We start from the raw sequence: 21788 nt of genomic DNA, 5'->3' as shown, positions 1-21788 counted from the left end.
GGGGGAAGACAGGCCCATGAGGCTCTGCTTTCTGGTGGAGGAACACTACCGGCACGACGGCATGCCGCTCGATGTGGCACGCCAACTCACCGCATGGGGACACCGGGTGGACGTGCTGCGCCCCGGGGACTCGCTGCTGGCGATCTCCGAGGCGGTACGGGCCGGCAGCCACGACGCCTGGGTACTCAAGACCGTCTCCGGCGGGCCGGGGCTGACCCTGCTGGAGGCGGCCGCCGCCGTCGGCCTCACCACGGTGAACGACGTGCGCTCGATCCGCGGCGTCCGGGACAAGGCGCTCGCCGCGGTGATCGGCCGCACCCGCGGGCTGCCCGTCCCGGTGACGTACGCGGCCGCGCGCTGGGAGCGGCTCGCGGAGATCCCGGCCGCCGAGTACCCGCTGGTGGTCAAGCCCGCGGACGGCAGCTCCGGGCGCGCCGTGCGGCTGGTGCGCAGCCCGGACCACCTGCTCGAGGTCGGGCCCGAGCTGGCCGGGGAGGGGCTGCTGATCGCGCAGCCGTACGTGCCGAACTCCGGCACCGACCTCAAGGTGTACAGCGTCGACGGCGAGCTCTTCGCGACGGAACGTTCCTCCCCGCTGCACCCCGGGCAGGGCGTCCGGGAGCGGCAGGTGCCGCTGCCGGGGAGCGTCGCGCGGATCGCGGCGCAGGTCGGCGAGGTGTTCGGGCTGGACCTGTTCGGGGTCGACGTGCTGCTCGGGCCCGACGGGCCGGTGGTGGTCGACGTCAACGACTTCCCGAGCTTCCGGCAGGTGCCGGACGCGGTGGCCAGGGTGGCCCGGGCGGTGCTGCGGCTCGCGCGCAGCGGGACCGCGGTCTCGGTGCCCGGAGAGCCTGCCGTGTCGGTGCCCGGTGAGCCGGCCGTGTCGGTGCCTGGTGGGCCGGCCGTCGCGCTGGTGTCGGCGGGCGGGGCTTCGTACGGACAACTGCGCTTCGGTGAGGGGGAGTTGCTGTGAGGATCGGGCTGATCGCCCGGGATCCCGGGCACCCGGTGCTGGCGGCGGCTGCTGCGCTGCTGGCGGAGCGGGGGCACGAGGTGGTCGCCGTACCGTCCGCGCGGGCGGTGGGGGAGCCGGTGGACGTCTGCCTGCTGAAGGCCCGTACGCCGCAGGCGCTGGAGCTGGCGCGGGAGTTGGAGCGTCTGGGTGTGCCGGTGGTGAACTCGGCGGCGGCGACGCAGCTGTGCCAGGACCGGGTGCAGATGGCCGACCTCGCGCGCGCCGCCGGGCTGCCGTTCGCGGTGACGCTCGCCGCCGGGCGGTTGGGCGAACTCGCGGCCCCGGACTACCCGTTCGTGGTCAAGAGCCGGCACAGTCGGCGCCACGACCTGGTCGCGCGGGTCGACGGGCCGGACCGGCTTCGCGGGCTCGCCGGGCAGTGGTCCGAAGAGCCGGTCGTCACCCAGCCGTTCGTCCCGGGGACCGGCTGGGACCAGAAGCTGTGGGTGATCGACGGGCAGGTGTTCGCCGCCCGGCGGCGGTCCGAGCTCGCCTCCGGATCGGGGGAGTCCGGGCCGGCGGAGGACTGGGAGCCGCCCGCCGATCGGGCTGCGCTCGCGCTGCGCGTCGGCGAGGTGTTCGGGCTCGACGTGTACGGGGTCGATCTGCTCGACGGGCCGGCCGAGCCCGTCATCGTGGACGTCAACGCCTTCCCCGGGGTCCGGGGCCGGGCAGGCGCGCCCGAGGCGCTCGCGGCGTTCGCGCTGCGGGTCGCGGCGGAGCGGGGGCGGGTGCCGGCGGGGCAGGTGCGGTAGGGGCACCGGGACCGAGGGCTGCCGGGCCGCGGGACTGCCGGGCCTGGGCTCCGCTGGGGCGGTTCGCGCGGTCGGGCGGGCCGGGTCGTTAGGCTGGCTGGCGCCCCGACCGACCGGGGCGTACGGCGAGAGAAGACGGAACGTTGCTGCAGGACATCGAGCGCTACCTGGCCTGCCCCCTCTGCGCGCAGGACCTCACCCGGCACGACCGCAGCCTGCGCTGCCCCGCCGGGCACAGCTTCGACCTCGCCAAGCAGGGCTACGTCAGCCTCCTCGCCGGCGACGCCCACACCGGCACCGGGGACACCGCCGAGATGGTCGCCGCCCGCGCGGACTTCCTCGCCGCCGGGCACTACCGGCCCATCGCGGACGCCCTCGCCGAGGCCGCCGCCGAGGCTATGGCCGAGCCCGGCACCGGCTCCTCGACCGGCTCCTCGACCGATTCCTCGGCCGATCCCTCGACCGAGCCCTCGACTGAGTCCTCCACCGACCCCTCGACCGAGTCCGAGGGCCTGGTCGCCGACCTCGGGGCCGGTACCGGGCACTACCTGGCCCACGTCCTCGACGCCCTGCCCGGCCGGGTCGGCGCCGCCCTCGACATCTCCAAGTACGCGCTGCGCCGCGCCGCCAAGGCGCACCCGCGGATCGGTGCCGTCGTCTGCGACGCCTGGCGCCCGCTGCCGCTGCGCGACGCCTCCGCCGAGCTGATGCTCAACGTCTTCGCGCCGCGCAACGGGCCCGAGATCCGCCGGGTGCTGCGCCCCGGCGGCACCCTGCTGCTGGTCTCGCCCACCGCCCGCCACCTGCGCGAACTCGTCGACGCGCTGGGGCTGCTGTCGGTGGACGAGGAGAAGCAGCGGCGGATCGACGAGAAGCTCGGGCCGTACCTGACGCCGGCGGGGCGGCGGGAGGTCGAGTTCACCCTGCGGCTCGGCCCGCAGGACGTGCGTACCGTTGTCGGCATGGGGCCCAGCGCCTGGCACACCGACCCGGAGCGGCTCGCTGCCGCGCTGGCGGCGCTGCCGGACCCGGTCGAGGTGACCGCTTCGGTGACGGTGGCCGCCTACCGGCGCTGAGCGCCGCGGGGCGCTCGGGGCGCTCGGGGCGCCTTGGAGTGCCTCGGAGCGGTGCGGTCGTTTCGGGGCGATTCGGTGCCCGGGTGGCGCGGGCGGTCATCGGGTCGGGGCGGGGCGCCACGTTGGGATGAATCTGTCCTGCAGACACGTTTCTGCCGGTCGGCCTGAAGCTAACGTCCGACGGGTGAACCGCGACGCCACCAGGCCCGCTGGGCCGGCCCCCCTCCGACCGGGTGCCCCGGGGCCCGATCGGGCGCCCGTGCCACGCCCCACCGTCGAGGAGCTCCGGCTCACCTCGTTCAAGTCCTACCGGCGCGCGGTGCTGCCCCTCGCGCCCCTCACCGTGCTGCACGGGCCCGCCGGCGTCGGCAAGTCCAACGCCCTCGACGCGCTCGCGGTGCTGTCCCGCCTCGCGCTCGGCGAGGAGATCGCCGACTCGCTGGACGGGCTGCCCGACCGCACCGGCCCGCTCGCCCTGCCCGTCCGGGGCGGTCTGGACGGCTGCGTCCCGCACGGGCGGGACGCGATCATCCTCGGCTGCACCGTCCGCTCCCCACACGGCCGGATCCGGCTCGACGTCGTGATCCGCACCGACGGCCCGGTCCGGATCGCCCGGGAGTCGCTCACCCTGGACGGGCAGACCCTGGTGGACACCGGCGAGCAGGACGTCCGCCACCGGCGGGTCAACGTCTGCTGGCACAACGACACCCGCCAGGGCGACATCCGGGCGCCGTTCCCCAGCGGCACCATGATCACCGCGCAGCTGCCGCTGCGGGTCGCGGGCTCGTCGGCCGGCGAGTGCCTGGTCCTGGCCGCCACCGAGGACCTGCTCACCGCGCTGCGCGAGGTCTTCCCGCTGCACCCCGTCCCCGCCCTGATGCGCGGCTGGGCCCGGGCCGACCCGCAGGCCCGGCTGCGCGGCAACGCCGCCAACATCTCCGCCGTCATCGCCCGGCTGGGCAACGAGTGTCAGCGCCGGTACGGGCAGCTCCTGCGCGTCGTGCAGTCCGCCGCGCCGCACCCGTTGCTCGGGCTGACCGTGGCGGAGCGGGAGAGCGACGCGGGCGTGCGGAGCGTCCTGGCCGTCTTCGACGAGGGCGTCCTCGGGCGTACCGGGGCCGACCAGGCCTCCGACGGCATGCTGCGCCACCTCGCGTTCGCCGCGGTGCTGCTGACCGGGGCCGGGGTGCTCGACCTCGATGTGGCCGCTGAGGTGCCGTGGGCACACCGGCAGCTCACCGTGTTGGCCGAGGACCTGGGCGCCGGGCTCTCCACCGAGCAGGCCGCCTCGCTGCTGCGGCTGGCGCGGGACATGGCGGAGCGCAACCAGCTGCGGGTGGTGGCCGCGCTGCAGGAGCCGGCGGCGGTGCGGGAGGCGCTGGGCGGGGGCGAGCCGCGGTCGGACGCGGTGGCGGTCGTCGAGTGCCGGCGGGATCCCGGCTCGGGGTTCACGGTGCTGCGGCCGGAGACGGCCCGGGTGCCGGCCCAGGGCGGGCGCGGGGACGGGGATGGGAGCGGGGGCGGGAACGACGCTGCCGCCGGGGTCGTGGGGGAGGGACCCGCGACGGAGGGGGCCGGGCCGGTGGCGGGCGGCGATGGGGTAGACCTGGAGGCGTGAGCGAACGAGTGACGGGACCGGGGGAGCCGACCCTGGAGGCCCTGCGGCAGCGGTTGGTGGATTTCGCGGCGGCCAGGCGGTGGGAGCCCTTCCACACGCCGAAGAACCTCGCGGCGGCACTGAGCGTGGAGGCGGGGGAGCTGCTCGAGATCTTCCAGTGGCTGACTCCCGAGCAGGCGGCCGCGGTGATGTCCGAGCCGGAGCGCGCGCACCGGGTGCGCGACGAGGTCGCGGACGTGCTGGCGTACCTGCTGCAGTTCTGCACGGCTGTCGGGGTGGACCCGCTGGAGGCGCTCGCGGCCAAGATCGAGCGCAACGAGCACCGCTTCCCGGTGCCGGACGGTCCGGCCGCGTCGGACCGTTCGGCTGTGCCGGAGGGGTCGGCCGCGTCGGACAAGCCGACCGACGTCAACTCGGACGTGGGCGACCAACCCTTGTGAGGGACAAAAGTTATCCACAACCCCCGAGTTGTCCACAGCTTCCGACAAGGCGGATGCGAGTTCGCGCACTTCCTCGCACGCTGTCGCCGTGACCATCCGGCCGCCCTCTCGGCGGTCGGGGTCGACGGCGACAGCGAGCGAGAGGAGCGGTGGCCATGGAGGCGCTGCGACTGATCAAGACGGCCCGGCACGCCCTGGCCGAGGCCCGGCACGTACCGGACGTACTGGCCGAGGCGCGGCAGGCCGCGCTGCTCACCGAGGCGGTGGGCGCGCGGCTGACGGAGTCGGAGGACGAGGATCTCGCCGGCCTCGGCCAGCAGCTCGCCGAGGCCGGGGCGCACGCGGCGGTCTGCCTGGACCGATCCGTCGTCCGAGCCGCCCTGGTGAGCGGCGGCCGGGCCGCGCGGCTCACCCAACTCGGGGAGCCGGCAGCGGCTTTGGGAGCGCTGGACGGGCTGCTGCACGAGGTCGGGGAGACGCTCGTGGTGCTGGCCTGCGGGGCCGACACCGAGAGCCTCTACTGGACGTGCATCGACGGCGTCGACGCGATGTCGGACTGCAAGGACCTCGCCGGGCGGCTGCGGGAGGCGGCGGTCCGGGCCGGGGGAGAGGAGCGGACGGTGCTCGGCGGCGCGGAGACCGAACGGGCGGGCTGCGGTTCGCCGTTACTCGTCGTCAGGCTCGATCCGCCGGACGGGGACGAGCCGCGGGACAGGGGCGAGCCGCAGGACGGGGACGAGCCGCAGGACGGGGACGGGCTGCCGGGCGAGGTCGGCCCGATGCGCGGCGGCCCGCCGGGTGCGGGCGGGCCACCGGGCCGGGAGCGGGTGCCCGGCTACCGGGTACCGGGCGCGGCGGGGGCCTCGGAGGTGTCCGTGCCGGTCGGGTGAGCGGCGGGGCCGGTACCCCGGGCGGCGCCGGAGGACTGCAGCTCGGCGAGATCCGCGGTGACCGAGGCGAGCAGCTCCTGCATCTGCTCCAGCAGGCTCTTGGGCGCGGTGGGCCTGGCCCAGGCGCCGACGGCCGAGCCCGTCGGGCTGCTCGGGAGCTGCGGCGTGGCAGAGGGTTCGGACATGACGGGACCTCTTCGGATCGGTGGTGCGGTGTGCCGCAGCGACCAACGAACCGTTCCGGCGGCCGGTCACCGGGCACCACCCGATGCGGTCCAACTCCGGTACGCCGTAAGCCTCTCGGGTGAGTCGGGGTTGCCGCCGCAGCGCGCCTCGGCTAGGCCCTGTCCGGCGATTCCCGCCGGGCGCGCGCGAGCGCGAGCCGGAGCGCCGGTCGAAGCCGGCGGAAGGAGAGGAGGAGGAAGGGGGAAGAACCCACCCCTTGCCACTCTCAAGGTATAGCGCACGGGGGGTCTTGCGGCAAGGCCCCCTCGGTGCCGCAGAATCGCAGGCCTCAGATCGGAGTTGATGCCATGACCCCCCTGACGACCAGCGCGTTCGACCTGCCTGACCGCCTCTCCGGCAAAGCCGACCCGGTGCTGATCGGCGGCGACGAGCGGCACTTCGCGGCCATCGCGGAGAGCCTCGAGCGGACGATCGCCGAGCTGTCCGACCGCCTCGACGCCCTGCGCCGGGCGCCGGGCGGCGTCGGCCGGGAGGCGATGGACCGGGACATCGAGGTCCACAAGCTGACCAGTCGCCTGCGCGCCCTGCGTCGCTTCGGCCTGGACCTCTGCCTCGGACGCGTCGTCGGCTCGGACGACCCCGAGCCGGTGTACATCGGGCGGCTCGGGCTGACCGACAGCGAGGGGCGCCGGTTGCTGGTCGACTGGCGCTCGCCCGCGGCCGAGCCCTTCTTCGCGGCGACCCACGCCGACCCGATGGGCCTGGCGAGCCGCCGCAGGTACCGCTGGACCGGCGGCCGGATCACCGACTACTGGGACGAGGTGTTCAGCACCGAGGCCCTGGAGGGGCACGCCGCGCTGGACGACCAGTCCGCGTTCATCGCCAGCCTGGGCAGCGAGCGCTCGGCCCGGATGAGGGACGTGCTGGCCACCATCCAGACGGACCAGGACGCCATCATCCGGGCCGGGTCACGGGGCGCCCTGGTGGTCGACGGCGGACCGGGCACCGGCAAGACCGTCGTCGCGCTGCACCGCTCCGCGTACCTGCTCTACTCCGACCCCAGGCTCGGCCACCGGAGGGGCGGCGTGCTGTTCGTCGGCCCGCACCAGCCGTACCTGGCCTACGTCGCGGACGTGCTGCCCAGCCTCGGCGAGGAGGGCGTGCGGACCTGCACCGTGCGGGACCTCGTCGCCGAGGGCGCGAAGGCGGGGATCGAGACCGATCCGGAGGTGGCCCGGCTGAAGTCCTCGGTCGACATGGTGAAGGCGATCGAGAAGGCAGTCCGGTTCTACGAGGAGCCGCCCACCGAGGGGATGGCGGTCACGACCTACTGGTCCGACCTCTGGCTGAGCGCCGAGGACTGGGCCGACGCGTTCGACGCGCCCGACCCGGGCACCCCGCACAACGAGGCGCGCGAGCAGATCTGGGAGGAGCTCGCCACGATCCTGATGGACAAGCTGGACGCGGACGACGAGGAGGTGTCGCCCGAGCTCTTCCGCCGCTCGCTGCGCCAGGACCGGGAGCTGGCGGAGACCCTCAACCGCGCGTGGCCGCTGCTCGAAGCGGCCGACCTGGTCGGCGACCTCTGGTCGGTGCCCGCCTACCTGCGGATGTGCGCGCCCTGGCTCCAGCCCGAGGAGGTCCGCGCGCTGCAGCGCAAGCACGCGCCGCAGGCCTGGACGGTGTCCGACCTGCCGCTGCTGGACGCCGCCCGGCAGCGGCTCGGCTATCCGGAGGCGGCGCAGCGGCAGCGCCGGCGCGAGGCCGCGGCCGCCGCCGAGCGCGCCCGCATGGCCGACGTCATCGGCGACCTGCTCCAGGCCGACGACGACGGTGAGGGCGCGGTCACGATGCTGCGAGGGCGGGACCTCCAGGACACCCTGGTGGACGAGACCGCCCTGCCCGTCGCCGATCCGGAGCCGCTGGCCGGCCCGTTCGCGCACATCGTCGTGGACGAGGCCCAGGAGCTGACCGACGCGGAGTGGCAGATGCTGATCCTGCGCTGCCCGTCCCGGAGCTTCACCATCGTCGGCGACCGCGCGCAGGCCCGGCGCGGCTTCACGGAGTCCTGGCCGGAGCGGCTGGAGCGGATCGGACTGGACCGCGCCACGGTGGCCTCGCTGACCATCAACTACCGGACGCCGGAGGAGGTCATGGCCGAGGCCGAGCCCGCCATCCGGGCCGCGCTGCCGGACGCCAACGTGCCGACCTCCGTGCGCAGCAGCGGCATCCCCGTCGTGCACGGCTCCGTGTCGGAGCTGGACGCGGTCCTGGACGGCTGGCTCGCCGAGCACGCCGAAGGGGTCGCCTGCGTGATCGGCGCACCCGGCTTCCGGGCCCGCCCGCGGGTCCGGTCGCTGACCCCGGAGCTGTCCAAGGGGCTCGAGTTCGACCTGGTCGTCCTGGTCGACCCGGAGGCGTTCGGCGGCGGTATCGAGGGAGCCGTCGACCGCTACGTCGCGATGACCCGGGCGACCCAGCGGCTGGTGGTCCTCAGGAGTTCCTGAGTCGGGAGGGGCACAACAGACGGGAGGGGCACAACAGACGGGAGGGAGCGCAACAGGGAGGAGCGGAGAGCAGCCGAGAGGACGGAGAGGAGCGGAGCGCGCGCAGGGGCCGGAACGCCCGCCGCCGCGTCACCCCACCGCCCCGTCGCCCGGTCGAGTGACACGGGTGTCGGCCGACGGCGTCCGGAGGCCAGACTGGGGCGATGGACGAGGAGGAACCGCTGGCGTCATGGGCGGCCAGGCGGGAGCAACGGCTGCGGCCGGTCGGGCAGTTGCGGGCCGTACGGCTCGCGGACGGGCGGCATCGGGGCGCCCATGTGGCGCCGGGCGAGCCGAGGCTGATCGTGCGGTGGGACGGCTACCAGTGGCTGCCGGAGACGGTGGCCGAGGACTACGCCGCGGCCCAGCGGATCCTGCACGGCATCGAGGGTGACGGCCTGCTGCGCCCCGCGCACCGGGCGCAGCGGTCGCGGAAGGCGCGGGGACGCCACCGCAAGCCCCGAGGGGCGTGAGCCACCGGACGCCCCTCGACCCGGCCCGAGGCACGAGCGGGGCCAGAGGAGCGTGCGGGGCTCGAGACACGAGCGAACCCCGAGGGGCGTGCGGGCCCCGGAACGCGAGCGGGGCCCGGCGCCATCCGGCACCGGACCCCGACGGCCTCTGCCCGCAGGTCAGTTGTGGGCGTGAAGGTCGGCGTTCAGGCCGCCCCAGGAGCCGGAGCGGGCGATGACCTCGACCGCGCCGGTCTGCGAGTTGCGGCGGAACAGCAGGTTGTCCTGGCCGGACAGCTCGACGGCCTTGGCCACCGTGCCGTCCGGGGTGGTGACCCGGGTGCCGGCGGTGACGTAGAGGCCGGCCTCGACCACGCAGTCGCTGCCGAGCGAGATGCCGATGCCCGCGTTGGCGCCGAGCAGGCAGCGCTCGCCGACCGAGACGACCTGCTTGCCGCCGCCGGACAGGGTGCCCATGATCGAGGCGCCGCCGCCGATGTCGCTGTGGTCGCCGACGACGACGCCCGCGCTGATCCGGCCCTCGACCATGGAGGTGCCCAGGGTGCCGGCGTTGAAGTTGACGAAGCCCTCGTGCATCACGGTGGTGCCGACGGCGAGGTGCGCGCCGAGCCGGACGCGGTCGGCGTGGGCGATGCGCACACCGGTCGGGGCGACGTAGTCGGTCATCCGCGGGAACTTGTCGATCCCGTACACGGCCAGCTGGCCGCCCTGGGCGCGCACGGCGAGGCGGGCCTGCTCGACCTTGTCCACCGGGACGGGGCCGATGCTGGTCCACGCGACGTTGGCCAGCAGGCCGAAGACGCCGTCCAGGTTCTGGCCGTGCGGCTTGACCAGGCGGTGGCTGAGCAGGTGCAGGCGCAGGTACACGTCGTGCGTGTCGAGCGGCTTCTCGTCCAGCGAGGCGATGGTGGTGCGCACGGCGACCACCTCGACGCCGCGGCGCGCGTCGGCACGCAGCGCCTCGGCCGCGCCGGAGCCGAGCTCGGCCTCGGCCTGCTCGGCGGTCAGGCGGACGGTGCCGGCCGGGCCGGGCTCGGCGGCCAGCACGGGGGCGGGGTACCAGGTGTCGAGGACGGTGCCGTCGGCGGCGACGGTGGCCAGACCGGCGGCCACGGCGCCGGGCGCCGGGGAGGCGGATTCGAGCGAGGAGGATTCAGCAGTCACATCGTGCACGTTAACCAATACGGGGCCCCGGTGCCGAACACGACCACCGGGCGGACATGCCCGGCGGACTTCCCGGCCGGCGGGGTGCGGGGCGGGAAAACCCGGTGCTCAGCGGTCGTCCGCTGGGCAATACTTCGGCGGGTGTTCATGTCGATCTCCACCACCGGCAGCGCCGAGGACCCGGCCACGGATCTCGGGTTCCTGCTGCACAAGCACCCCGGCAAGGTCCAGCGGTTCACGACGTCGCACGGCGAGGCCCACGTCTTCTACCCCGAGGCGGGGGACGAGATCTGCACGGCGGCGCTCCTGCTGGACATCGACCCGATCGCGCTGGTCCGCAAGGGCCGGGGCGACGGCAAGGGGCGCGGCGGCTCGCCCGACTTCGCGCTCGCCCAGTACGTCAACGACCGCCCGTACGCCGCGTCCTCGCTGCTCGCGGTGGCGCTGCGGACGGTGTTCCGGTCCGCGATGAAGGGCGCCTGCCCGCTCCGCCCCGAGCTGCCGGGGCGGGCCCGTCCGCTGCGGATCGAGCTGCCCGCCGTGCCCGCGAGCGGCACGGGCGAGGGCGGCGGCCCGGCGATGGTGGCCCGGCTGTTCGAGCCGCTGGGCTGGCGGGTCGAGGCCGCGGCGATCCCGCTGGACGAGGCGTTCCCGGAGTGGGGCGACTCCCGGTACGTGCGGATCGCGCTCGCCGCCGAGACCATACGGCTCGCCGACGCGCTCCAGCAGCTGTACGTACTGCTGCCGGTGCTGGACGGTGCCAAGCACTACTGGGTCGCCCCGGACGAGGTGGACAAGCTGCTCGCCGCCGGCGAGGGCTGGCTGGCCGCCCACCCGGAGCGTGCCCTGATCACCCGGCGCTACCTCGCCCGGCGCTGGTCGCTGACCCGGGCCGCGATGGAGCGCGTGGAGCTGGCCCGGCTCGCGGAGGCGGACGACCGCGAGGTCGAGGAGATCGACAACGCGGTCGACGACCGGCCCGAAGAGGAGTCCGACCGGCACAGCGAGTCCGGCCAGGGCAGCGAGACCGACCGGCGGAGCGAGACCGGCCGGCGCGCCGGGGCCGCCCCGGGCAGCGATGACGAGCAGCCGGAGCCGGAGCAGCCCCGCCCGCCGTCCCTCGCCGAGCAGCGCCGCACCGCGATCCTCGACGCCCTGCGCGAGACGGGTGCAGCCCGCGTCGCCGACCTCGGCTGCGGCCAGGGCGAGCTGATCGGCGCGCTGCTGAAGGACGCCCGGTTCACCGAGATCCTCGGTGTGGACGTGTCCGTGCGGGCGCTGCAGGCGGCGAGCCGCAAGCTGCGCCTGGCGCGGCTGCCGGAGCGGCAGGTGTCCCGGGTGACGCTGGCGCAGGGTGCGCTGACGTACACCGACGCCCGGCTGAAGGGCTTCGACGCGGCGGTGCTGTGCGAGGTGATCGAGCACCTGGACCTGCCGCGGCTGCCCGCCCTGGAGTACGCCGTGTTCGGCGCCGCCCGTCCGCGGGCCGTCGTGGTCACCACGCCGAACGCCGAGTACAACGTCCGCTGGGAGACCCTGCCGGCGGGCGGCGTCCGGCACGCCGACCACCGCTTCGAGTGGTCCCGCGCCGAGTTCCGCGCCTGGGCCGAGAAGGTCGCGGCCGCCTACGGCTACACCGTGGTGCTGCGCCCGGTCGGTCCGCAGGACGAGGAGGTCGGCGCACCGACCCAGCTCGCCCTGTTCACCACCACCACTGAAACGCCGACCATCACCGCCCAGCCGGGCACCGCCACCCGAGGGGCCACCACCGCCCAGCCGGGCACCGCCACCCGAGGGGCCACCGCCGACCAGCCGACCACCACCCACACCACGACGCCCGAAGGAGGCGAACCCCGATGACCGACGCCGCGGTCGACGCAACGACCGAGAGCACCGCCCCCCGCCGCCTCCCCGTCACGGACGTCTCGCTCGTCGTCCTGATCGGCACCAGCGGCGCGGGCAAGTCCACCTTCGCCCGCCGCCACTTCCTGCCCACCCAGGTCGTCTCCTCCGACTTCTGCCGCGGTCTGGTCTCCGACGACGAGAACGACCAGTCCGCCTCCGCCGAGGCCTTCGACCTCCTGCACTACATCGTCGGCAAGCGTCTGGCGGCCGGCCGGCTGACCGTCGTGGACGCCACCAACGTCCAGCCCGAGGCCCGCCGCCAGCTGGTCCGGATCGCCCGCGAGCACGACGTGCTGCCGATCGCGATCGTGCTGGACGTCCCGCCGGGGGTGTGCGCCGAGCGCAACCGCTCGCGTCCGGACCGCCAGCTGCCCGCGCACGTCATCCCGCGCCAGAACCGCGAGCTGCGCCGCTCGCTGCGCGGCCTGGAGCGCGAGGGCTTCCGCAAGGTGCACATCCTGCGCGGCGAGGCCGAGGTGGCGTCGGCCGAGATCGAGCTGGAGAAGCGCTACAACGACCTGCGCCACCTCACCGGCCCGTTCGACATCGTCGGCGACATCCACGGCTGCCGCTCCGAGCTGGAGACCCTGCTGACCCGCCTCGGCTACGCCCTCACCCGGGACGCCGAGGGCCGCCCGGTGGACGCCGCGCACCCCGCGGGCCGTACCGCCGTCTTCGTCGGCGACCTGGTCGACCGCGGCCCCGACACGCCGGGCGTGCTGCGCCTGGTGATGGGCATGGTCGCGGCCGGCCACGCGATCTGCGTGCCCGGCAACCACGAGAACAAGCTCGGCCGGGCGATGGACGGCAAGAAGGTCACCGTCTCGCACGGCCTGCAGGAGTCGCTGGACCAGCTGGCGGGCGAGTCCGAGGAGTTCAAGACCGAGGTGCGCGCGTTCATGCGCGGCCTGGTCAGCCACTACCTGCTGGACGGCGGCGCCCTGGTGGTCTGCCACGCCGGTCTGCCGGAGAGGTACCACGGCCGTAACTCGGGCCGGGTCCGCTCGCACGCGCTGTACGGGGAGACCACCGGCGAGACCGACGAGTACGGCCTGCCGGTGCGCTACCCGTGGGCGGAGGAGTACCGCGGCCGGGCGCTGGTGGTCTACGGGCACACGCCTGTGCCGACCGCGAGCTTCGTCAACAACACCATCTGCCTGGACACCGGCTGCGTCTTCGGCGGCAGCCTGACCGCGCTGCGCTACCCGGAGCGCGAGCTGGTGAGCGTCGAGGCCGAGCGCGAGTGGTACGCCCCGGTGCGCCCGCTGATCACCGACGCGCCGGGCGCTCGCGAGGGCCGTCCGCTGGACCTCGCCGACGTCGCCGGGCGCCGGATCGTCGAGACCGGCCTGCACGGTCGGGTCGCCGTGAGGGAGGAGAACGCGGCGGCCGCGCTGGAGGTGATGAGCCGCTTCGCGCTGGACCCGCGACTGCTCGCCTACCTGCCGCCGACCATGGCGCCGAGTGCCACCTCCCGCCGGGACGGCTACCTGGAGCACCCGGAGGAGGCCTTCTTCGCCTACCGCGCGGACGGCGTGCGGCACCTGGTGTGCGAGGAGAAGCACATGGGCTCGCGCGCGGTGCTGCTGGTCGCCCGGGACGACTCCGCGCTGGAGCGCCGCTTCGGCGTGGCCGGCCCGGGCGCGATCTGGACCCGCACCGGCCGCGCCTTCCTCAACGACGCCGGGCTGACCGCCGCCGTGCTCGACCGGGTACGGGCGGCCGCCGAGCGCGCCGGCCTCTTCGAGGAGCTGGGCACCGACTGGCTGCTGCTGGACGCCGAGCTGATGCCGTGGTCGCTGAAGGCGGTGGAGCTGCTGCGCCGTCAGTACGCGGCGGTCGGCGCGGCGGCGGGGGCGGCCCTGCCGGAGGTGCTGTCCGCGCTGGAGCGGGCGGCCGGGCGCGGCCTGGACCTGGCCGGGCTGACCGCCCGCCAGCGGCAGCGCTCCGTCGACGCGCAGGCGTTCACCGAGGCGTACCGGCGCTACTGCTGGCCGACCGAGGGCCTGTCGGGCATCCGGCTGGCGCCGTTCCAGCTGCTGGCCGCCGAGGGGGCGAACCTCGCGGTGCGTCCGCACGACGAGCACCTGGCCTGGATCGACCGCCTGGTGGAGGCCGACGTCGCCGCCACCGACGTCGCCGCCACCGACGCCGTCGGCACCGGCGCCGTCGGCACCGGCGCCGGGAAGGAGCCCGTGCTGCACCGCACCGGCCGGGTCCTGGTGGACACCGAGGACGAGGCCTCGATGGCAGCCGCCACCGCCTGGTGGGAGGAGCTGACCGGCGCGGGCGGTGAGGGCATGGTGGTCAAGCCGCTGGCCTCGCTGGTGCGGACCTCGCGCGGCGAGGGCCGTCCGGGCGGGCTGGTGCAGCCCGGGCTGAAGGTGCGCGGCCGCGAGTACCTGCGGATCATCTACGGTCCGGACTACACCGAGCACCTCGACCGGCTGCGCCAGCGCGCGCTCGGCCACAAGCGCTCGCTGGCGCTGCGCGAGTACGCGCTGGGGCTGGAGGCGCTGGACCGGCTGGCGGCAGGGGAGCCGCTGTGGCGGGTGCACGAGTCGGTGTTCGCGGTGCTGGCGCTGGAGTCCGAGCCGGTCGACCCGCGCCTGTAGCGGCACGAGGGGAGTCCCACCGGGTGGGGCTCCCCTCAGCCGGACCGGTGCCGTATAGAAATTCCGGCTGTCGTATACACTTGCCAGCCTTCCCCCCTCGGACCGTCACCCCAGGAGCCCGGTATGGCCTTCAACCTCCGGAACAGGCACTTCCTCAAGGAGCTCGACTTCACGCCCCAGGAGTTCCGCTTCCTGGTGGACCTCGCCGCCGCGCTCAAGGCGGCGAAGTACGCGGGCACCGAGCAGCCCCGGCTGCGCGGCAAGAACATCGCGCTGATCTTCGAGAAGACCTCCACCCGCACCCGCTGCGCCTTCGAGGTCGCCGCCCACGACCAGGGTGCCTCCACCACCTACCTGGACCCGTCGGCCTCGCAGATCGGCCACAAGGAGTCCATCAGAGACACCGCCCGGGTGCTCGGCCGGATGTTCGACGGAATCGAGTACCGCGGCCACGGCCAGGAGGTCGTCGAGGAGCTCGCCGAGCACGCCGGCGTCCCGGTCTGGAACGGGCTCACCGACGAGTGGCACCCCACCCAGATGCTCGCCGACGTGCTCACCGTCACCGAGCACACTGTCAAGCCGCTGCCCGACGTCGCCCTCGCCTACCTCGGCGACGCCCGCTCCAACATGGGCAACTCACTGCTGGTCACCGGCGCCCTGCTCGGCATGGACATCCGGATCGTCGCCCCGCGCGCCCTCTGGCCGACCGAGGACGTGCAGAAGTCGGCGCAGGCCCTGGCCGAGTCGACCGGCGCCCGGATCACCCTGACCGAGGACGTGGCCGAGGGCGTGGCCGGTGCCGACTTCCTCTACACCGACGTCTGGGTCTCGATGGGCGAGCCCAAGGAGGTCTGGGCCGAGCGGATCGAGCTGCTCAAGCCCTACCAGGTCTCCATGGACACCGTCCGGGCCACCGGCAACCCGGCCGTGAAGTTCCTGCACTGCCTGCCCGCCTTCCACGACCTCGGCACGGTGGTCGGACGGCAGATGCACGAGGCGACCGGCATGACCGAGCTGGAGTGCACCGACGAGCTGTTCGAGTCGCCGTACTCCATCGTGTTCGACCAGGCCGAGAACCGCCTGCACACCATCAAGGCGGTCCTGGTCGCCACCCTCGGCTCCTGAGGGCCCGAGGCGCGCGGGGTTCGTGAAGACCCCGGGATCCGTGCGGGTCAGCGCTCCAGCTTGACGCAGGCCACCCGGTCGCCCGCCGCGTGCGGGCCGGCCGGGGTGCCCGCGTGCAGTACCAGCGAGCGCGCCTCGCCCGGCCGCGGCTGCCAGTCCACCGCGGTCGTCGCGGTGCCCCCGCCGCGCCCGTCGGTGCGCAGCACCAGCCGCAGCTCGTTGTGCTCGTTGGCGTACGCCGGGTCGGTGGACGGCTGCACCGGGTCGACCACGTCCTGGTAGTGCGGCCCGGAGGAGGCCGGATCGGCCCCGCAGCTGCCGGCGTGCAGGTGTGCCGGGAACTCGTGGTCGGGGGCGAGCCCGGACACCGTCAGGGTCAGCACCGTCCGTCCGGGCACCGAGCGGTCGGTGACGAGCCGGACGCGCGAGCCGTACGGGACCAGGTCGTTCGCGTAGCTGACGGCGGTCGGCGGGACGAAGGCGGTGGCCGGGTCGAACGCGGCCTCGGTGACGGAGACCGGTGAGGTGGCGGGGACGAGCAGGGCCAGCGGCAGCAGGGCGGCGGCGAGCGGAGCGGTCATCGGTCGGGCCTTCCACGGACAGGGCGACGGTCACCCTGCTAACGGCGTGGACCCGCCGAGGACACCGCCGACCCGCCGAGGACATCGCCGGCCCGCAAAGGTCACCGCCGACCCGCCAGGCACGCCGCCCGCAACGGGACCACCCGCCCTCAGGCGGACTCGCGCCGGATCCCCCGGATCTCGCAGCGCGGCCCGCTGGCCCGCATCAGCCGCAGGTCGGCGGTGACGAGCGGCGCCCCGTACCGTTCGGCGACCGCGACGTAGGCCGCGTCGTCCGGGGTGAGGTTGTCTTTGAGCTCCCAGATCCGGCCGAGCAGCGGCGCCACCTCGACCTTGCGGATCGCCACCGCGGCCAGTTCGCCGGTGAGTCCGGCGACCCGCTCGGCGGTCAGCTCCTTGGCCAGGTAGAGGCCGCGCAGCGACTGCATCACCTCGACGACGATGTGCTCGGGCGCCAACCACTCGCTGTCGGCGGCGAGTTCGGCTCGGGCGGCGGCGCCGCGCGGGCCCTCGTCGGCCAGCGCCAGCACCAGCGCGGACGCGTCCACCACGATCATCGGAGGCCCCCTCTGCCTGTCCCGCTCTGCCTGTCGGCTCTGGGCGTCAGCTCTGCCTGTCACACCAGGGGCCACCGTACCCGGAGCCGGGGCGGACCCCGGAAACGGTTCAGCCCCCCGGCAGCAGTCCGACGAGCAGGAGCCCGGCGAGCACCGAGGCGGCGTTGGCGGTGGTGGCGGCGGCCCAGGGGAGCGTGGTGCGCGGCGACAGCCCGGTGAGCGGAGCGAGCAGGGCGCCCTCGACCGCGCAGACCGCCGCCTCGCCGAGCCCGAAGGCGGTCCAGTACGCTGCGGCGGGCCCGGCGGAGAACTGCCGCAGGGAGCACCAGAGCAGCGGGTGCGTGGCCAGGTTGACCAGGACGGCGGCGCCCGCCGCCCGCCGCGGCCGGACGCCCCCGGCCCGGGTGAGCGCGGCGGTGTAGACGGGGACCTCGACCAGCAGGGTCAGGGCCAGGGCGAGGGCGTAGGGCACGGCGGGGATCGTGCCACGGGGAGGGGACGATGGCCACCGACGTCAGGACGGTAGCGGCCTGGCCCGCGCCCGGCCCGGCGGCCCGGCTGGGCGCCGCGCCGTACGCCGGCTTCGCAGTGTCGGCGCTCCTGGCGCTGGCGCTGGCCCTGCGGGCCCCGACCGGCCTGGCGGTGCTGGGCCTGGCGGTCTTCGGCCTGCTGCACAACGTGCTGGAGCTGCGCTACGTGGCGGGCCGCTTCGCCGCCGTCCTGACCGGCCCGCTGCTGCGGCTGCTGCTGGTGCTGGTGACGGGCATCGTGCTGTGCCGGCTGCTGCCGCCCTCCCGGGTGTCCCAGAGTGCGGAGATCCTGCTCGCGTACGGCCTGCTGGCGGCGGCCTGCCGGTACGGGCTGCGCGGGCGGCGGTGGCTGTCGGCGGGGAGCGCGGTGCTGCTGGCCGGGGCGGGCGCGGCCTCGCTGGCCTTCCCGGCGTACCACTTCGTGGTGCTGGCCCACCTGCACAACGTGGTGCCGCTGCTGTTCCTGGCCGAGTGGTCGCGTCGGCTGCGGCGCGGTCGGGCGGCGTTCCTGGCGCTGCAGGGCGTCTGGGTGCTGCTGGTGCCGGCGCTGTTGCTGAGCGGTCTGTGGGACGGCCTGCTGTCGCAGCGCCCGGGCGGCTGGACGGACCGGCTGGCGGCGGCCTACACCCCGCCGGGCTGGCTGACGCCGGTGGTGGGCCTGCGCTTCCTGGCGGTGTTCGCCTTCCTGCAGACGATGCACTACGTGGTCTGGGTCTGGTTCCTGCCCCGGTACGCGCCGGAGGCGGCGGAGCGCTTCGATGCCCGGGTGCCCGCGCTGCGCGGCGCGCGGGCGTGGGCGCTGGGCGCGGGGGCGGGCGCGCTGCTGGCGCTGCTGTTCGTGGTGGACTACGCGCAGGGCCGGTCGCTGTACGCGGCCCTGGCGAGCTACCACGCCTACCTGGAGTTCCCGGTGCTGCTGATGCTGCTGGTCGGCGTCGGCGCGCGCGAGGAGCCCGCAGGTGGCTCGGAGGAGAACGCACGTGGAGCGGAGGTGAAGAGATGAGGACGATCCTGCTGGCGGACATCGCCCCCTCGCCGACCGACGGTTCCGGTGGTGAGCTTGTGGTGGTGCTGCTGATGGCAGCCGCGGTGGTGGCGGGAGCGGTCTGGCTGATCAGGCTGGAGCGCAAGCGGCGCGGCCCGGACGACGAGTGAGCCACGGCATGCACTATGGTTTATCTCGACATCGAGATAACTGCCCATTACGATATATCTCGACATCAAGATACTTGCCGAGAGGCGCTCACCGGCGATGCGGGGAAGGTAGGCCTAACTAAGGCTGACCTTACCACCGCGTGGCGGCCGGATACCGCACGAAGCACCCAGAAGGAGTCAGTCGTGTCCGCGAACAGCTTCGACGCCCGCAGCTCGCTGCAGGTGGGCGACGAGTCGTACGAGATCTTCAAGCTCTCCGCCGTCGAGGGTTCCGAGCGGCTGCCGTACAGCCTCAAGGTGCTGCTGGAGAACCTGCTCCGCACGGAGGACGGCGCGAACATCACCGCCGACCACATCCGCGCCCTCGGCAACTGGGACGAGAACGCCCAGCCGAGCCAGGAGATCCAGTTCACCCCGGCCCGCGTGATCATGCAGGACTTCACCGGTGTGCCGTGCGTGGTCGACCTCGCCACCATGCGTGAGGCCGTCAAGGAGCTGGGCGGCGACCCGGCCAAGATCAACCCGCTGGCCCCGGCCGAGCTGGTCATCGACCACTCGGTCATCGCCGACAAGTTCGGCACCAAGGACGCGTTCACCCAGAACGTCGAGATCGAGTACGGCCGCAACAAGGAGCGCTACCAGTTCCTGCGCTGGGGCCAGACCGCGTTCGACGAGTTCAAGGTCGTCCCGCCGGGCACCGGCATCGTCCACCAGGTGAACATCGAGCACCTGGCCCGTACGGTCATGGTCCGCGGCGGCCAGGCGTACCCGGACACCTGCGTCGGCACCGACTCGCACACCACCATGGTCAACGGCCTGGGCGTGCTGGGCTGGGGCGTCGGCGGCATCGAGGCCGAGGCCGCCATGCTCGGCCAGCCGGTCTCCATGCTGATCCCGCGCGTCGTCGGCTTCAAGCTGACCGGCGAGCTGCCGGCCGGCACCACCGCCACCGACCTGGTGCTCACCATCACCGAGATGCTGCGCAAGCACGGTGTGGTCGGCAAGTTCGTCGAGTTCTACGGCGACGGCATCGGCTCCATCCCGCTGGCCAACCGCGCCACCATCGGCAACATGTCGCCGGAGTTCGGCTCGACCTGCGCGATCTTCCCGATCGACGCCGAGACCATCAACTACCTGCGCCTGACCGGCCGCGACGAGCAGCAGCTCGCCCTGGTCGAGGCGTACGCCAAGGAGCAGGGCCTCTGGCACGACCCGTCGGTCGAGCCGGTCTACTCCGAGTACCTCGAGCTGGACGTCTCCACCATCGTCCCGTCGATCTCCGGCCCGAAGCGCCCGCAGGACCGCGTGATCCTGGCCGAGGCCGCCGAGAAGTTCGCCGAGGCGCTGCCGACCTACTCCGCCGAGGCCTCGAAGCCGACCGCCGTCACCGCCCCCGACGGCTCGACCTACGAGATCGACAACGGCGCGGTCGTGATCGCCTCGATCACCTCCTGCACCAACACCTCCAACCCCTCCGTCATGCTGGGCGCCGCCCTGCTGGCGAAGAAGGCCGTGGAGAAGGGCCTGCACGTCAAGCCCTGGGTCAAGACCACCCTGGCGCCCGGCTCCAAGGTCGTCATGGACTACTACGAGAAGGCCGGCCTGCTCCCGTACATGGAGAAGCTGGGCTTCAACCTGGTCGGCTACGGCTGCGTCACCTGCATCGGCAACTCGGGCCCGCTGCCCGAGGAGGTCTCGGCCGCCGTCAACGAGGCCGACCTCGCGGTCGTCTCGGTGCTCTCCGGCAACCGCAACTTCGAGGGCCGGATCAATCCCGACGTCAAGATGAACTACCTGGCCTCCCCGCCGCTGGTGGTCGCCTACGCCCTCGCCGGCAACATGAACGTCGACATCACCAAGGACGCCCTGGGTCAGGACGCCGACGGCAACGACGTCTTCCTCGCCGACATCTGGCCGTCCGAGCAGGAGGTCGCCGAGGTCGTCGCCGGCTCCATCGACGAGGCCATGTTCGACAAGGGCTACCAGGACGTCTTCGCCGGCGACCACCGCTGGCAGTCGCTCCCGGTCCCGACCGGCAACACCTTCGAGTGGGACGCCGAGTCCACCTACGTCCGCAAGCCCCCGTACTTCGAGGGCATGGCCAAGACCCCGAGCCCGGTGACCGACATCGCCGACGCCCGCGTCCTGGCCAAGCTGGGCGACTCGGTCACCACCGACCACATCTCCCCGGCCGGCAACATCAAGCCGGGCACCCCGGCGGCGCAGTACCTGACCGCCAACGGTGTTGAGAAGCGCGACTTCAACTCCTACGGTTCCCGTCGTGGCAACCACGAGGTGATGATCCGCGGCACCTTCGCCAACATCCGCCTGCGCAACCAGATCGCGCCGGGCACCGAGGGCGGCTACACCCGCGACTTCACCCAGACCGACGCGCCGGTGTCGTTCATCTACGACGCCTCGCAGAACTACCAGGCCGCCGGCATCCCGCTGGTCGTCCTGGCCGGCAAGGAGTACGGCTCCGGCTCGTCCCGCGACTGGGCCGCCAAGGGCACCGCGCTGCTCGGCGTCAAGGCCGTCATCGCCGAGTCCTACGAGCGCATCCACCGCTCGAACCTGATCGGCATGGGCGTCCTGCCGCTGCAGTTCCCGGAGGGCGAGAACGCCGACTCCCTCGGCCTGACCGGCGAGGAGACCTTCTCCATCACCGGCGTGACCGAGCTCAACGAGGGCCGCACCCCGAAGACCGTCAAGGTCAAGGCCGGTGACAAGGAGTTCGACGCGGTCGTCCGCATCGACACCCCCGGCGAGGCGGACTACTACCGCAACGGCGGCATCCTGCAGTACGTGCTGCGCTCGCTCATCGGCTGATCGAGCACGGCGGCTGAGCCTCGCGCCGGCGCCTGAAGGGCCGGACCGCACCCGCGGTCCGGCCCTTTTGCATGCTGCGTCGCCCCGACCGGCCCCCTTGTGCGGTGAACGGCGGATGGACTAAACCTCTGCCCCATCTGGTCCAGACCATTTGATGCCGCTTCAGAGAACAGGTCCGGTATGCCCACTCGCGCCTCAGCCCTGGGGCCTCCACGCGGCCGGGCCGCGCCCCTCCACGGGTGCGGCCCGGTTCCTGGCGGTCCTGCCGGCGATCACCGGGCGCCGGGTCGCGCACGCCGGCTCGGCGGACAGGGGCTGCCGACGCCGG

Annotated in this window: 19 protein-coding genes; 14 read left to right on the top strand and 5 right to left on the bottom strand. The window is 73.9% G+C overall.

Features of this window, described 5'->3' with window-relative positions:
* Positions 1-16: 16 nt before the first annotated feature.
* From ACZ3TI_RS24270 to ACZ3TI_RS24245, 6 genes are all read left to right on the top strand, one after another.
* A complete protein-coding gene (locus ACZ3TI_RS24270) occupies positions 17-973 on the top strand; it encodes an ATP-grasp domain-containing protein (protein ID WP_465729473.1) in 957 nt (318 codons plus the stop codon).
* Positions 970-1770 (top strand): ATP-grasp domain-containing protein, encoded by an 801-nt coding sequence (locus tag ACZ3TI_RS24265; protein WP_465729471.1) that lies wholly within the window; start codon positions 970-972, stop codon positions 1768-1770. The genes ACZ3TI_RS24270 and ACZ3TI_RS24265 overlap by 4 nt, the downstream gene beginning before the upstream one ends.
* A gap of 143 nt (positions 1771-1913) precedes the next feature.
* Positions 1914-2846, top strand: coding sequence for a putative RNA methyltransferase (locus tag ACZ3TI_RS24260; RefSeq protein ID WP_465729469.1), 933 nt, complete (start codon positions 1914-1916; stop codon positions 2844-2846).
* A gap of 259 nt (positions 2847-3105) precedes the next feature.
* Positions 3106-4464, top strand: a complete 1359-nt coding sequence (locus ACZ3TI_RS24255) for an AAA family ATPase (protein ID WP_465729467.1) — start codon at positions 3106-3108, stop codon at positions 4462-4464.
* A gap of 32 nt (positions 4465-4496) precedes the next feature.
* On the top strand, positions 4497-4904 hold the full coding sequence (locus ACZ3TI_RS24250) for a nucleotide pyrophosphohydrolase (RefSeq protein WP_465729501.1): 408 nt from the start codon (positions 4497-4499) through the stop codon (positions 4902-4904).
* 155 nt (positions 4905-5059) lie between these two features.
* Positions 5060-5794: a DUF6099 family protein gene (locus tag ACZ3TI_RS24245; RefSeq protein WP_465729465.1), complete on the top strand. Its 735-nt coding sequence runs from the start codon at positions 5060-5062 to the stop codon at positions 5792-5794.
* Here the strand turns inward: ACZ3TI_RS24245 and ACZ3TI_RS24240 are convergent.
* Positions 5740-5979 (bottom strand): hypothetical protein, encoded by a 240-nt coding sequence (locus ACZ3TI_RS24240; protein ID WP_465729463.1) that lies wholly within the window; start codon positions 5977-5979, stop codon positions 5740-5742. The two genes, ACZ3TI_RS24245 and ACZ3TI_RS24240, sit on opposite strands and share 55 nt — an antisense overlap.
* 348 nt (positions 5980-6327) lie before the next feature.
* On the opposite strand from ACZ3TI_RS24240, the gene helR reads away from it, so the two are divergent.
* Both helR and ACZ3TI_RS24230 read left to right on the top strand, forming a co-directional pair.
* Positions 6328-8487: an RNA polymerase recycling motor ATPase HelR gene (gene helR / locus ACZ3TI_RS24235; RefSeq protein WP_465729461.1), complete on the top strand. Its 2160-nt coding sequence runs from the start codon at positions 6328-6330 to the stop codon at positions 8485-8487.
* A 203-nt stretch (positions 8488-8690) separates the two neighbouring features.
* Positions 8691-8999 (top strand): DUF6087 family protein, encoded by a 309-nt coding sequence (locus ACZ3TI_RS24230; protein WP_465729459.1) that lies wholly within the window; start codon positions 8691-8693, stop codon positions 8997-8999.
* 159 nt (positions 9000-9158) lie between these two features.
* Here ACZ3TI_RS24230 and dapD read toward each other — a convergent pair whose 3' ends face one another.
* Positions 9159-10163 (bottom strand): 2,3,4,5-tetrahydropyridine-2,6-dicarboxylate N-succinyltransferase, encoded by a 1005-nt coding sequence (gene dapD, locus ACZ3TI_RS24225; protein ID WP_465729457.1) that lies wholly within the window; start codon positions 10161-10163, stop codon positions 9159-9161.
* A 147-nt stretch (positions 10164-10310) separates the two neighbouring features.
* Here dapD and ACZ3TI_RS24220 point away from each other — a divergent pair, with 147 nt between their 5' ends.
* The 3 genes from ACZ3TI_RS24220 to argF all read left to right on the top strand — a co-directional run bounded on the left by ACZ3TI_RS24220 (position 10311) and on the right by argF (position 15808).
* Positions 10311-12023: a 3' terminal RNA ribose 2'-O-methyltransferase Hen1 gene (locus tag ACZ3TI_RS24220; RefSeq protein WP_465729455.1), complete on the top strand. Its 1713-nt coding sequence runs from the start codon at positions 10311-10313 to the stop codon at positions 12021-12023.
* On the top strand, positions 12020-14683 hold the full coding sequence (locus ACZ3TI_RS24215; protein WP_465729453.1) for a polynucleotide kinase-phosphatase: 2664 nt from the start codon (positions 12020-12022) through the stop codon (positions 14681-14683). Before ACZ3TI_RS24220 ends, ACZ3TI_RS24215 begins: the two co-directional genes overlap by 4 nt.
* Before the next feature lie 123 nt (positions 14684-14806).
* A complete protein-coding gene (gene argF, locus ACZ3TI_RS24210) occupies positions 14807-15808 on the top strand; it encodes an ornithine carbamoyltransferase (protein ID WP_465729451.1) in 1002 nt (333 codons plus the stop codon).
* A 47-nt stretch (positions 15809-15855) separates the two neighbouring features.
* Here argF and ACZ3TI_RS24205 read toward each other — a convergent pair whose 3' ends face one another.
* From ACZ3TI_RS24205 to ACZ3TI_RS24195, 3 genes are all read right to left on the bottom strand, one after another.
* Positions 15856-16389, bottom strand: coding sequence for a superoxide dismutase family protein (locus ACZ3TI_RS24205; RefSeq protein ID WP_465729449.1), 534 nt, complete (start codon positions 16387-16389; stop codon positions 15856-15858).
* Positions 16390-16538: 149 nt separating this feature from the next.
* Complete coding sequence (locus ACZ3TI_RS24200) at positions 16539-16946, bottom strand: type II toxin-antitoxin system VapC family toxin (RefSeq protein ID WP_465729447.1); 408 nt, start codon at positions 16944-16946, stop codon at positions 16539-16541.
* Positions 16947-17055: 109 nt separating this feature from the next.
* On the bottom strand, positions 17056-17418 hold the full coding sequence (locus tag ACZ3TI_RS24195) for a hypothetical protein (protein WP_465729445.1): 363 nt from the start codon (positions 17416-17418) through the stop codon (positions 17056-17058).
* A gap of 29 nt (positions 17419-17447) precedes the next feature.
* On the opposite strand from ACZ3TI_RS24195, the gene ACZ3TI_RS24190 reads away from it, so the two are divergent.
* The 3 genes from ACZ3TI_RS24190 (at position 17448) to acnA (ending at position 21460) form a co-directional block, all read left to right on the top strand.
* Positions 17448-18479 (top strand): hypothetical protein, encoded by a 1032-nt coding sequence (locus ACZ3TI_RS24190; RefSeq protein WP_465729443.1) that lies wholly within the window; start codon positions 17448-17450, stop codon positions 18477-18479.
* Positions 18476-18631: a hypothetical protein gene (locus ACZ3TI_RS24185; RefSeq protein WP_465729441.1), complete on the top strand. Its 156-nt coding sequence runs from the start codon at positions 18476-18478 to the stop codon at positions 18629-18631. Before ACZ3TI_RS24190 ends, ACZ3TI_RS24185 begins: the two co-directional genes overlap by 4 nt.
* Positions 18632-18814: 183 nt before the next feature.
* Positions 18815-21460, top strand: coding sequence for an aconitate hydratase AcnA (gene acnA / locus ACZ3TI_RS24180; RefSeq protein WP_465729439.1), 2646 nt, complete (start codon positions 18815-18817; stop codon positions 21458-21460).
* The last annotated feature ends 328 nt before the right edge of the window (positions 21461-21788 follow it).

It is taken from the genome of Kitasatospora sp. NPDC023120, from assembly GCF_055560835.1.
The sequence above is the reverse complement of the archived record's forward strand: the minus strand, read 5'-3'. Positions and strand labels throughout refer to the sequence as shown.